This is a genomic window from Pseudomonas piscis (genome assembly GCF_009380155.1).
GTDB lineage: Bacteria > Pseudomonadota > Gammaproteobacteria > Pseudomonadales > Pseudomonadaceae > Aquipseudomonas > Aquipseudomonas piscis.
Window position 1 is genome coordinate 1,130,192 of sequence record NZ_WHUV01000002.1, and the last position, 14,559, is coordinate 1,144,750.

Annotated in this window: 2 protein-coding genes; both read right to left on the bottom strand. The window is 65.0% G+C overall.

The window, feature by feature from the left end:
- Positions 1–24 precede the first annotated feature (24 nt).
- Positions 25–12,552: a filamentous haemagglutinin family protein gene (locus GDH07_RS15095; RefSeq protein WP_152898052.1), complete on the bottom strand. Its 12,528-nt coding sequence runs from the start codon at positions 12,550–12,552 to the stop codon at positions 25–27.
- Positions 12,553–12,900: 348 nt separating this feature from the next.
- Entirely contained in the window at positions 12,901–14,094 is a 1,194-nt protein-coding gene (locus GDH07_RS15100) for a substrate-binding domain-containing protein (protein WP_152898053.1), read from the bottom strand.
- Positions 14,095–14,559: the final 465 nt, after the last annotated feature.

The window sequence follows — 14,559 nt, forward strand, 5'->3', positions numbered from 1 at the left end:
AAGCGTTGCTACCACGAGAGAACCTTATAGCGTCAGTTGCTTGCGCTCCTCTTCGGTGAGGCGAGCCCGCGCCTGTTCGTTGAGTGGGCCGGCGCCCAGTACCTGCACCGGGCTGTCAGGGTTGTAGGCTGGGGCCTGGCTGGCTTCCTCGCGCGGACGCTGCACCTGCTCGGAACCAAAACCCAACACCTCAACGGTGACGATGGATGCCTGGCCCTGCCTGGACGCCGCCTGCTGGTTACGCGTCGCATCTTGTGCGGCTTGGGAGGCCGCCGAGCCTGCGGCGCTGGCCGAAGTCATGGCACTGGTGTTGATCGTCGCGGTCATCGGGATCCCGGAGGATTTGCCCTGGCTCTGGATGTTCGCGGCGTTGACCACCTGCAAGGCCGCAACGTTGATGCTGCCCGAAACCCGGATCCCCGCTTCGCCGGCATCGACCGTACCCAAGGGTGCGATCAGGTCGATATCGCCCGACGGTACCTCGGGAATCGGTGCCAGGGTGGCAATCCCCGCACCGGTGCTGGGCACCGATGGGGCCAGGCTGACGTTGCCCCAGTTGTCGTAGACCCGCTTGGGCGGGGTGTAGACCACGGTTGTCTTGGAACCCCGGCCGGCGTTGATGTCGCCCTGGGCCGACCAGCCCATGATGGCCCCGCCGAAGGTGGTCATGATCCGGCTCTGGCCCAGCAGGATGCTGCCCAGGGAGTACAGCTGGATGTCCCCCGCCCCCTGAGTGATGATCCCCGCCGAGGCTGGCGGCGCGTCGCCCTCGATACCGAAGGTCTGGCTGCCACCGGGAGTCAGCATCTGGATGCTGCCGCCGAAGTTGGTCCGCACCCCGGAGCCACCGAACAGGGTGATATCGCCCTTGTAGGTGATCGGATTACCGGCCACGTCGGTCTGCGGGAACAACGCGGCGATTGCCGCCCTGCCCCGGGCGTAGCTGCCCTGGCGTACCCCGCCCTCCTCGTTGTACTCGCGGCCGGCGGCCTTGAGCTCGGCAAAATACACATCCCGGGCGAACACCCGCTGCTGTTCTGCCGGCAGTGCCGCGTAGTAGGCCCGGGCCTCGGTCGTGCTACCGACAAAACCGAAACGTTCGGCCAGCCAGGCCACCAGCTCGTTCTCGTAGGTCTTGGCCACCCGCTTGCCCGCCAGGGACTCGCCGCTGCCCCCCAGGTTGTCCGGGTTGAGATAAGCCTCGACGAAGCGCTGGTAATCCGGCCCGCTGGCGCCGACCCCGGCCTGCATCACGATGCTCGCCCCAGGGCGACTATCCCCCGGCGCCACGGCGCCGAGACTGGTGACGCTGACCTTGTCCTCCATCAGGATGTTGCGCCCCGCCGTCAGCTCCAGGGTACCGGGGCCGGCGACGTTGAAGCTGCTGTAGAGAATGTCGCGCCCGGCCCTGACGATGGAGATATCGCTGGGGTTGTTATGGATGAACAGGTTGCCTTGCGATGATGAACTGTCACCCGGGTTACGCTCACCAAAGAGCTGCCCACCACCCACGATGTCGCGCCCTGCCATCATCCAGACCGGACGGCTGCCTTCGTACCAGGTCTGCCCGGTATGCAGCGCACTGGCCCCGCTGCCAAAGCTGATGATCCGGCCACTGCTGACCCCCACCAGATCACCGACTACCGCATAGAACCGTGCCGGATCGGCAGCCCCGTCAACCAGCCCGGCGACACTACCCGAGCCAAAGGCGAACAAAGGCAAGGTGGACGTAGCCGGATTACCGCTGGCCGAAAGATTGCTGGCCACTACGGCATTGCCGACCCGGCCAACGAAGGCCGGACGCCAGGGAGTGGCCATCGAACTGGCTGCGGCGCCTGACTGACTGACGATCAGACCACCGGCATGGATCGAGTCCTGGGCGAGGAACTGCAGCTGCCCCTTGGCGCCCGGCGCCAACAGCAGCGGATAGCGGTAGTTCACGTCCTCACGCTCTGGCGCAGCGGCCTTGCCATAGTAGAGGCTGCCGCTGGCAGCCGTGGCCCGCAGAATCGAGGGATAGACTGCCGCCAGGTCGGTCATGCTAAGGGCACTGGTAAACGGCGTCAGGTTGCCACCGTGGGACAACAGATCGATACCTGTGGTGTCGGTCCACAAGGTGAACCAGCTCTGTCCAGTGCCCTGCTGCCCGCTACGACTGAAGGGCGCGGTATTGAACTGGCGGACCCGCCCCGGATCCTCGACGCTCTGTACCACCAGGTCCCCACGGGATTGCAACTGGAAAGTGGCGTCCCCGGGTACCAGGGTCATGCCGCCCTGAGCCAGGCTGCGAGTTGCTCGCAACGGGTCGAACGCCCGGGTCTCGTTGGGACTGTGATCTTTTGCGGTGCCGCCATACAGCACGTCGATGCTGCCCTGGGAAGCGCTCTGCAGTGCGGTATCACCCCGCAGGTTGACCAGCATGCCGCCCAGATGATCGCTGCTTGTGCTGGCAAGCGGGTTCAGGGCCCCCGCGATACGTACCTGCAGGTCGCCACCACCGGTCAGTTGCAGACTGCCATCGCTGGCGACCCTGCCGGTGCTGCCTACCGCCAATACCAGGCCCTGGCTGCGTGGTCCCATGCCAGCGGACGAACTGGCAGCCGGGGCCAGGATCCCGGCATCGCCAGCGACATTCATCTGCAGGTTGCCGCCGCCCAGGGTACCGAATCCGGTGAACCCCATCAGCTTGTCGGCAGCTCCCGCCGTATAGGTACCGAAGTTGATCCACCAGGCCGTAGGTTGCGCAGAGCCGCCGGTATCGACGCTCGCACTGCCCTGGCGCCACAGCCAGCTGCCCACCTCGGCCGAGTCCCAGCCCTTGTCCTTGGGATTGGGCCATGAGTTGCTAGCCACGCCAGTGATATTGCCGGTCAAGTCGCCGCCGACATCGACCCGCAGGTTGCCTCCCGCCTCTGGATACCAGGCTCGGTACAGGCTGGTAGTACTGCCGTTGACGAACTGTTCGAAGTAGCTGCCCGGATCATTCAGTACCGTGCTACCGCTGCCCAGGCCCCGAGGTTGGTTGTAGGGATCACCGGCACGGGTCGCGATGGAAGAGGTGCCGGCGGTATAGACCCCATACAGCGAGTCCATGCTCAGGCTGCCGGCGCTGAGCAGTTCCAGGTCGCCGGTACCGGTACGGATCACGCTGAAGCGGGTGCTGGACGGCTTGGCTTCATATTCCTTGGCACTCTGGGCCAGGCAGAAGGTTGGCGTTTCGGTACACAGTGCCTCCACCGAAGGCATTCCGAGGTCCTGAATGAATTTCTCGTCGATCACCGCTCCCAGCTTGACCTCGATGCCCGCCAGGGCCAGCTCGTCCACGGCGGCCTGGGTCCAGACATAGGTGGTCTTCATCGCGCAAAATTCCGGAGTCGCGCCACAAAACTCAGCGATGGTGCCCAGGTCCAGGTCATCAAGCACCTTCTGGTCCACCGGATCGCCTTCCTTGACGAAAACCCCGTTTTCGGCCAATGCCTGGACCACTGCGGCCGTCCAGGTAAACACCCCCTTGGCCGGCATCTCGTTGGCGTACATGCCATAGTGGCTGTCGGCCAGATGCAGGTCGCCGTTACGCGGATTGGCCTGCAGGATGCGGCTGTCGGCGGCCTCGGTATCGCCCCCGGCCACCAGACGCAGGGACCAGGACTGCGACCCTTCGGCCAGCATCGGCGCGATGGCCCAGAGCTTGCCCTGGCGCCCGGCCACTTCCGGACGCAACTGCACCGACTCCACGCCCGTCGGCAACTTGACGTTGGTACCAGCTGGAATCAGCGCGCCCTTGGGCAATGGCTTGCTGCCATCGAGCAGCACCAGGTCGCCAGCCAGGCTGGGCAAGGCCACGCCCTTGGGCCAGGTCATGGCCTTGACCCGAGCATTCTGGCCAAGCAGGCTGCCGGCCTCCAGCTGGGTACCGACGGCCAGGGTCTGGGCTTCGCTGAGCAGGGTTCCGGCGGCGAACAGCAAGTTGCCGGCGGCGTCACGTATGGCCGCCGCCAGGACGGTGCCGGCCGGCAGGACCAGGCTCTGGTCGAGGATCGCGGTCACCGGCAAGCGGGTACCCGCCGCCAGGGTCAGGCCCTTGATCGGCAAGTCATAGTTGAGGGTCGCGCCAGTCGGGAAGCTGGTGCCATCGGCCAGGGTCACCCCGGTGCCAGGCACGATGATGTTGCCACCGGTGAAGTCCACTCCCGGCAACAGCACCCAGCCCTTGTCGTCCACGGTCTGTGGTGGCGGGGCGAAGCCATCGTTGATACTGCCGTAGATACTCAGCTCGCCACCGGCGCGCAACACCAGGGCGCCGACCTCGCCCGAGCCATATACCGCAGTCTTCTGGCTGTGGGGGTTGACGCTGGCATAGCGGTAGCCGGACAGGTCCAGGTCGCCCTGCACCACCAGGTCGCCGTCAGGGGTCTTGCTGACGATCTGGACCCCAGGGCGCAGGTGGAAGGCGTCGGCATAACCTGCGTTGTTCAACCCGGCCAGCTTGTTCTGCATCAGGTCGCTGTTCTGCAGGGCGGCGTTGATGAAGGCGGTGCTCAACTGATGCTTCTGGTCCAGGTAGGCCTGGGTAATTTCCTGATAAGGACGGCCGCTGGCGGCATCGTTCTTCTGCGGCGCATCATTGTCATAGCTGACCATGCCGTTGACCGCGATCGAGCGCGCACCCTGGATATCCAGGCGCCCCCGGGCATCGATGGCGATATCGTCGCTACTGCCGTCGGGCTTGAATATCCGTGGCGCGTTGAGCTCCAGGGTGCCACGGCTGCGGCCGTCGTTCTGTCCCGCAGCACCACCGACTGCTACATCCGTGCCATGGCGCAGGTCGATGCGCGCGCCTTCGGCCAGGGTCAACTGGCCCTTGCCGGAACCCAAGACGACGGTGGCACGGTTGGGCGCATCGATGATCTTGCCGTAGCTGTCCACCCGCAGCTTGCTGCCATGGGCATCGAGCACCGCGCCGGAGTCCAGGACCAGGCCATTGCCGGCCGCCAGGTTGATACTGCCGACCCGCTCGCCGCTGGCGTCCACCAGGCCGTTGACCCGCAGGCTGCCGTTGTCCAGGGAGACGTTGATGCTGTTGGCCTTCAGGCCATTGCCGATGGTCAGGTCGCCCTGCTTGAGCTGGAAGCTGCGCGCGCCATGTACCTGGCCCTGGTTCAGGCGCTGGTTGAGGGCAGCGAACTGCTCATCCAGGGTACCGCTGCCACCCAGGCGCTGGGCCTGGATTTCCACCGCGCCGCCCAGGTACGGCACCCGGGTACCGCCGGCATCGTAAGAGCCACTGCTGGCGCCAAGGATCTTGCCCGCCAGGTCCACCAGCCCCGCGCCACTGTCCAGGGCCACGGCGCGCAACTTGCCGGCCTGGTTGTTCTGCGCCGACAGGTCGATGCTCGAACCCGCCGCCTGCAATACATTGCCAGTACGGCTCTGCAGCAGCACCTCGCCGCCGGCTCCGTACTTGGTCAGATCGTTGAAGGCCATGGCACGCCCGGCCACATCGATCAGCGCAGCATCGGTCAACTGCACATCGCCACGGGCATCCAGGGTCACCTTGCCGCTGGGCAGGACCACCGCGCTGGCCAGGCGGATGCTGTCACCGCTCAAGGACAACTCGGCCCCCTGGCCATTGGCCTGGCCACGAGGGCCAGCCGTGGCGCCGATATCGATGGCGCCACCGGCCGTGATGCGGTTCACCGAACCGGCTTCGCCAGTCATCAACGGCGTACGGATATTCAAGTTGCCGCCGCTATAGGCAAAACCCTTGAGTGGGTCGTAGCCGCCCTGGCTCTGGTACACCGCGAGGCTGCCCTTGTGGTTGGCGGTGATGCGCTGGCTGGCGTTGAGATTGACGTTGGCGAACCCCAGGGCCAGGCGATCGAAGGTCTTGGAGGTGCTGGGCTGGGCGAAGGCGCCATACCCGAACTCGATGCGCTCAGCATTGATGTCCAGACGTCCGCTACCGGTGCCGGCACCGCCAGCCACCACTGTCCCAGCCGGGCTGGTGGCCCCCTGCCAGATCAGGTTGGCGGTACGGATGCTGGCCACGTCATTGGCGCCACCGGAACCGTAGATGGCGGGAGTCGAGAGCATGAGGTTGCTCAACAACGATTTGCCGGTCACCGGATCGTAGGTATCCAGGCCCGCACTGCCATAGAAGTTGAAGCTGTCCCGGGCCGAAAGTTGCAGGGTCTCCAGGGCCGGGGCGCCGAACTGGGTATCGCCGCGCAGCAGGCGATCCAGCACTTGCTGGGTCAGGGTCATGCCGGCCGGCAGGCGATTACCCGCGGCTGCCGCAGCCAGGGCCTCGGGGCTGCCCACGTTGATGCTGCTCAAGCCCAGGTTCAGGTGTCGGGTGCCATAGCGCACCTGGTCGCCCAACTCGAAGGTCTTGTCGGTCAAGGCAACGATGCTGCCCTCGGAGTACAACGCGGTTTGTCCGATGCACAGGCTGGTGCCGCAGCTACCCACCTTGATACCGCCACTGGGCTGCTGGGTCGCAGGCGCACTCACCACATTGAGCAAGCCATTGGACACCGCCAACATATTGCCTACCTGATAGGTGAAACCGTCCCGCGCGTCATAACTGGCCTTGCCACGACCGATGGTGTTGATCGAAGCCCCCTGCTCCACCACGATCTCGCCGGAGCTGGCTACCAGGAACACCTCCGGCGCCGCCAGGGCCGCGCCCTGGCGCAGGATGATCGAACCATTGCTGGTATTGGTGCCCTCTGCCAGGGTGATGAGGTTACCGCTCTGCCCATACTTGACCAGGGTCAGGCCGCCGAGCATCAGGCGCCCGGCGCCCAGGGAGTTGAGACTGTCGGCATCCAGGGTGACTCCAGTAAAGCCGTCGGTGGCCGATTGCCCGGCCTGCACCACTTCGATACCGCTACCGCTGCCCCTGTTCAATATCGAAACGGTACCGCCAAAGCCCCCCGCCGCGGCCTCGAAGCGACCAGTGCCCTTGAAGGAAAACGCTTCGCTTCCGGCACCGGACTCCAGCGCCAGCTTCAGGGTCTTGGCGTCCACCGGCAGCAAGGGCCGCGGCACGCCGAGCTTGGCCGCATCGGCCATGGCGAATTGTGCGTAGCTGGTCTCGTTGTACTGCGAATAACGGCGCAGGGTATCGGCCGAGGTCAGGATCAACTGGCTGGCGACGCTGTTGCCGATCCCGGTGTTGGCGATGGACAAGCGCCCGGCGGTGCTCCAGGAACCATTGCGCATCTGCTGGGCCGAGCCCTCACTGCCAAGTCCCGCCAGGCCGTTGATCTCCACACGGAAAGCCCCCGGCATCAGGGCATAGGTGGACGGCATCAGGGTATAGGTACCCGCCGCCAGCCCGGGCACTCCGGCGCCGATGGTCACCTGCTGGCCGATCAGCGGGTCTACCGCGCCGCCCTCCGGTGCCACCGGCGCGTAGCCGGGTTGAGCGCCGGGAACGATGGCGTAGATCGGGTTGCTCGCCAGGCCCGGCAAGACCAGGACGCCATTGGCACCGATCTGCACCAGCGGGCTGTAGCGGGCATCGGTGGAGCCGCCGCGCCCGGAGATGAAACCTGCGCCCAGCAACTCGCCGCCGCCGGACAGATCCAGGGTCGCCCCTTGCTGCACCTTCACCGACTTGCCACCCAGGATCACGCCGACACTCAGCTCACTGTTTTCATTAACCAGCCCACCCTGGCCCACGAAGTTCACGGTCTTGCCGTTGTACTTGTAGACCTGGCCATCGACGGTGCCGCCATAGGGCAGCACCAGGCCCTTGCCGCTGACCGAGGTCAGGCTGCCGGGCAGCAATTCGACCTTGCTGCTACCCAGGTTGCCGATCTCGATCAGGCCCAGGGGGGCGCGCACCACGCCGCCCTGCTTGATATTGGCGGCACCCAGCTGCAGGCGGCCGAAGACCGAGTACGGCACGGCCGAGTCAGTATTGCCGTTGCGCGCAATGGTCAGGGTCCGGGTCGGATCGAATGCGAGGCCTGCGTAATCGTACTTGTAGCCGGCGATCACCCGAGCCCCGACCTCGGTACCCGGATACAACTGCGCCGCACGCAGGGTCATGTCGCCCTGGGTCAGCAGCTGGGTACTGATGCCCTTGGCGATCACATCGGCGCCAGCGCCGGCGAGGAAACGCAGATCGCCCTGGCTATCGAGCCGGACATGATCGAAGCCTCGCCGTTCGATATTCACCAGGCTGTTGTTGGCCTGACGCAGGTCGCCCTTGCTGCCGAACATCACATTGCCGCGCACATCGATCAGGTTGCCGCTGGCGTTGAACAATGCCTGGGTAGCGCGCTCCGACGGCCTGCCGATGGAGACCACCGGACGCACATACTGGTCCTTGGCCTCCGGGGGCGCGAGGATGCCCGCCAACAGCAGGTAAGGCGCCGACAGATTGACCCGGGTATTGGCTGCGGCAGTTTCCGCCAGGCCCAGGGCGCCACTGTACAGGCGCAGGCTCTGACCCATGTTCAGCGACACATCGCCATCGAAGCTCAACAGGCCGTTGCTCAGCAAGGCCAGGTTGCCGAAACCGCCAGCTGTCACTTGATCCACACCGAGGCCGCCATGACCATACTCAAGAGCTGAGCCCGCAACATCGGGGGATCCGGGCAAGACATTGGCCTGGTGAGTCTGGCTGACTACCAGTTCGCGGGCCTTGAGCACCCGGTCGGTCACCGCGTTCTTGGCGTAGTAAGGGCTTTCCAGGGCCACGGACAAACTACCACCGGCCGCACCGGCACCACCGGCCCTGGCGATAAAACTGCCGTCCAGGTACAGGCCATTGTTGGAGGCGAAGCTGATGCTGCCGCCATTGCTGGCGACCTGCACCCGCCCTTGTCCGGGAATGTCCAGGGCGGCCTGGGTGCCGGATGCATCCAGCCGCGCACCGTCACGCACCACCACGAACAGGTCACTGGCCTTGGCGATGCCAGTGGCCAGGTCGATCTCGCCGCCGATGCTGATGTTGCCGCCGTTGCGCACCTGGCCATAGCTGCGCCCACGATTGTCCACGGCGCTCACTGCCCGGGCCGCGACATCGATCAGCGCTTGCTCACCAACCCAGATCGAGCGTCCGTGGCCGGCAGCGTTGGCCGCCTCGGAACTGGCCACGGTGAGGCCACCGAGGCTGACGCTGCCGCCCCAGGCGTTGAGGGTGCCGTTCATGGTCAACTGGCCGACGCTGCGCAAGTTGATGGCTTGTCCCGGATCGACATTGATCACCGCACCCTGGCCCACGCTCAGCGCCGTAGTCGCCAGTTGCGCGCCGGTGGAGTACTGGTTGCCGGCGGTCAGGGTCAGCCCGGCGCCACGGCGCTGGGTCAGCACACCCCTGGTCGCATCCTGCTGGTAAAGATCTGGCAGCCAGCGTTCCAGGATACTGCCCGGATCGCTGCCAGTGCCGGCGTTACCGGCCTGGGAGCCAAGGCGATAGACCGGCATCTTGACGTCGACCCTGGCGCCCTCGGCGACCACCAGTCCTTCGTTGCCGGTGATATCGTAGGCCGAGAAGCCCTTGTCGAAGAAGTCTCCCGCCAACTGCAGGGTGCCGGGCTGCGGCGCCACATCCCGCGCACCGACCAGCACCTTGTGCGCCTGCAGGGCCAGGGTACCGCCGCCGTTGAGTCCATAGCCGCGCAGCTCTGCGTTGAGGTCGAGCTTGCCATCGGCCGCCAGGGTCACATCGCCCCCCTTGCCACCGCTGAGCTTGCCATCGAAACCTATGGTGCCGCCGGAGCTGGCGTCCACCAGGGTGCCGCTGGCCAGGTTGAGGTCGCCACTGCTGCGCAGCGACACCTTGCCGCCGTTGCTGAACGGTACGCCGCTGTTGTTCAGCGGATCGAGGGCCAGGTTGTTCCAACGGCCCGACACATCCAGCTTGACCCCGCTGGTGACATCGATCCGCGCCTGGGCACCGCCAGCGGGGGCAAGGATCACGTCGCCAACCGCGAAATTGCGGTTCACGTCCACCTGACTCAACACGTTGCCGGCGTTGATACTGCCACCGTGGGCACTGAGGTTGGCGTTGATCTTGACCTGGGGACCGAACAGGGTGATGTCGCCACCGTCGGCCACGGTCAGCGCGCCATCGACCTGGATCTGCTGCCGGGCGCCGATCTTGATCGCCCCCAGTTGCAGGCCATTGAGCTGGTCGCTGTCGAGTACCAAGCGCCCCTGGCGATCGGCTGGCAAGGCGCTGTCCAGGTCCAGGCCATCGGCGATCTTCTGCTGGTTGGCGTCGATCAGCACCTGGTCCACGGTGGGGCTCAAGGCATAGCGCAGGACACCGCTGGTCTTGTTATAGATCGGCGTGTAGTTGCCGATGATCAACTGGGCGCGCTGGGCTGCCGCCTTGTGCGATTGCTGGTAGCCATCGAGGTTGGGCTTGGGCGCCTGGATCTGCCGGTCGCCCTTGAACACATCGCTGACCAGTTGCCCTTCGAGCACCGCGTTGCCGGTGCCGATCACCAGCTTGCCGGCATCACGACCCACCGTGTAGCCCGCCTCGTAGCGCTGCTGCTGGGCGATCAGCGGGTTGTAGTAGTAATCGGTGCGCCCCCAGCGCGGACTGCTGTCCACATAGCCTTTGTAGATCCCGGTATAGAGCAGGTCCCCTGGCGCCCGGGACAATTCGTACAGGCGCCCGTCCACCCCCTTGAGCCAGGTCTGCTGGATATAGCCGCTCTGCACGTCCACGGTGCCGCCGGACAGGTTCAACTGGGCGCCGGACTGGGTCACCACATCCTTGCCAGTGAAGGTCAGGGTTCCACCCTGGGCCATCCATTCGCCGATGTTGTGTCGCTGGGTGCCCAGATAACCGCCCACTTCCAACAGTCCGCCGGCGGTGTACCAGCGATCGCTGGCATAACCGTTGGTGCCCGCAGGCACGAAGATCAGCTCGCGCAGGTCGACCCACACATCGTTGTTGATCAACTTGCCGGAGTCACGATTGCCCGCCGAATCGCGTTGCTCGTTGCCCTGGACGTTGATCTTGATGTTGTTGGACTCCATCGCCACCTTGACCCCGACGGCGCCGGCGACGTCGATCACCGCGCCATCGCGCACCAGGCTGCGCTGCCCGGCGCTGACCGCTACCTGGCCACCGGTGGCCAGGGTGATCGAGCCCTTCTGGAAGTCCACGGTACCGCCGCTGACGATCTCCACCCGGGACTGGTCGGTACGGTCGGCGACGCTGCTGAGGTTGTTGAACTGGCCGGTGATCAGGTTGCTCGGGGTGCCGTCCAGATTACCCAGGCCGCTGTTGCGCTGGCTGTCCAGGGCGCCGCTGCCGCTGCTATCCAGGAGAATCGCCGTGGTGCTGCCCTGCCCCAGGGTGACGCTACCGGTGCCGTCGCTGGCGGAGTTGAGCAAATGGATGGTGCCCCGGGTATCCACCGAAGTACTGGCCAGGGCCACGCCGTTCTGCAGCACTTGGTGGCCGGTCATGGTGATATCGCCGGTGGAGGCCATGATCAAGCCATTGTTGCTGACCTTGCCGGCACTGCTGCCCGGCTTGAGCGAGGTGGCCACTTCGTTGCCGCGAGTGGTGGAACGCTGGTTACCCTCGGTCCCGACCCCGCGGCGGATGTAGAAACTGTCGCCGGCGGCCAGTGTGGTCTGGCCCTTGGCGGTGACGATGGTCCCGGCGTTCTGCACCTCGCTGCCCAGCAGCAAGGCGTAGCCACCGGCATCGGTGGAGGTAGCCGGGGCATGGGTCTGGATCAAGGCTCCAGCCTGGACCAGGACCTTGCCGGCGGCGTCGGTGAAGGTCGGCTGGCTGCCGTTGGCGTCGACATATAAGCCACGCTTGTTGAATTGCTCATCGGTGATGGTGGCTGCGGCCGCCACCAGGTTGCGCACATTGACCTGGCTGGTGCCGCTGAACACCACGCCGTTGCGGTTGATGATCATCACCGTGCCGGCGCCCTTGATCTGGCCCTGGATCTCGCTGGGTCGGCCATTGGGATCATTGATCCGGTTCATCAGCGCCCAGTTGGACTGCTGCTGGAAATCCACCGTGGTGTTGCGCCCGACGTTGAAGGTTTCCCAGTTGAGGATGGCCTTGTCAGCAGTCTGCTCGATGGTCACCGTGGTCTTGCCGCCGGATTGGCTCTGCACCGGCCCCTTGGCGTTGATCCAGCCCTGGGTCAGGCTGTTGTCGACCTTCAGTCCGCCCTGGCCGAGGCCATCGGGAACGCTGCTGACGCTGCCGAACGCAGCCTGGCGGGCCGCCGCCTGGGCCGCCTGTTGTGCGGCGATGGCCGCCACCGTGGAGTTGAGGTTGCCCAGCGAACGCTGCAATTGCTGGTTGACCCGCACCTGCTGGGACAGCGGTGGCGGCATGCCCGGCATCTGGCTGCCGGTACGCGCGGCAGTGGCCGCCTGGGAGGCGCCCTTGTCGGCGAACCAGCCGGAACTGAAGGCCGGGGCAGCATTGGCACTGCCGGCCATCAGCAACAGGGCGATGGCCTGGGCCAGGGGCTTGAGCCGCAGGATCGGCGCCTGGGAATCCAGGCCAGGGGTGTTAACCGGTGGTTTGCAGCGAACCATTACTACTCATCCTTTGTTATGACGCCCACGGGTGCGCGACGCTGTACGGCCCAGGGCGTGCGTCACTGCTTTAGGAATAGGCCGTTGCCAAAGGACACGACCGAACGCTTGTCATGGAAAATTCATGTTTTGGGTGTAACGCTCGCCCGTCGGCGACCAAGGCGCCCTTGGTCGACCATCCCGGTGGCCGCGAGCAACCTCGAAGTGAGTCCGCGCTGCCGTCACAGCGGTTGGCGCCAAACTGCGTGCCGACCCTGGCGATGGACTGGCCGGGCGGCCCTGAATGAAAAGATCAGCAACGGTCGAAACCGTTGCTGATCCGGGTGTCGCGGGTATCGAACGCGTCAGTTACAGCGGACGGCCGATGGCGTTGCAGACGCTGGTGTTACCGATGCTCAGGCCGTTGGAAGCAGTGACGAAGCTGTCACGAATTGCGGTTTTCCAGGCAGCTGGCAGCGGCACGAAGCGGTTGTTCTTGATGGCGTTGTCGTTGTTGGTCAGCGAGCTGGAGCCGTAGTGGCGACCGAAGAAGGTGCGCACTTGCGAGGTCTGGGTGGCATCGGCGTAGCACTGGCTGAAGATCAGGTTGGTGAAGCCCAGGATTGGGTAGCCAGTGGATGGGTAAGGCACGACGCTTGGATCGCTAGGGTTAGCGCTGGCGGCGAAGACCGGCACCCAGTTGTTCGGCTTGTTCAGGTCAACGGTTGGCACCGGTACAGCGTTGATGGCAGCCGACACGTTGGCTGGAGCAGGCGAAACGCCAACGATGTTCTTGGCGACGTCTTTACCGACGCGAGCGACCTTGGTGGCGTCATCCAGGCCTTCCAGGGTAGCAGCAGCGTAGTCAGGGCTCATGTAGGTAACGCGACCTTCACCAGCGTTCAGCGCATCCATCACGCCTTGGCTGGTTACAGCGGCCACGGCACCGGCTGGCAGGCCGCCCGAGTAGCTGGAAGCGAAGTTGGTGGTCACGGCGAAAGTGCCGGTCTCAGCGCACTTGGCGTTCAGGAAACGGGTGAACAGCTCGGTGGTGCCGCTGCTTTCGTTGCGGTAGACCACGGTGATGGCGCCAGTACGACCCGAACCGGAAATCTGGCTCCAGTCGTTGACACGGCCCGAGAACACGCCGCACAGCTCGTTGACGCTCAGGTCAACGGCAGCGGAGCCAGCCTTGTTGAACGGAATGGCTACCGAAGTGGCCACCGAAGGCACCTGGATCAGTGGACCCCAGGCAGCATTGTGGGCAGCGGCGTAGTTGGTCAGCTCAGTGGCGCTGAGTTTGGAATCGCTACCGGCCCAGTGCACGTTCTTGCCGGTGGTGCCGGCGACGAACTTGGTGTAGTCGTTGTTCAGGAAGGCAGCCTTGCCGTTGCCGCTGCCTACGCCGATGTAGGGAGCGAAACCGGCGGTCAGAACGCCAGCGGTCTGGTACAGCGGTTGTGGCAGGGTAGCGCCACCGCCGTTGATGTCAGCCATTGCAGCCTGTGCCGAGCACAGGGCAGCCAGGGTCAGGGATGCCGCGAGAACATTGCGCTTAAACATGAAGAATCTCCTTTCGTCGTGTTCGTACGTTGGGTGAATAGCTCTTGCATGACGCCATGGCGCTCGGGCCAGAAGCCTTGATCCAGAGGGCTTGATGGGTGAGGCCATGGGGAGAGAAGTTCGCAGCTTCCGGTGACAGTTAAAGGAAAAATGCTCGGGAGAAGCCGGCTGTCACTGCAAAAGATCCTCGGGTGTTCACAGTGCTTTTTAAGGCTCTTTCGCCCAAGGTGACAGCCAGGTTTCCACTGCCTGGGCCGGCATCTTCCGGCAGGCGCCGTAGCCTCTGGGAGCGAGGCTGGAACATGACAGAACGAGGAACCCGAGGATGCCTGCCGGAAGGGTCGGGAGCGCGGGGAGCGGCCTGAAAAAAGAATCTGCCGGTGCGGCCCTCGCGCTACGAGCGAAAACTCGTACCGGGCAACTTGATACCTGCGGAACAGGCAGGCATCCATGGCCGGCAGACCA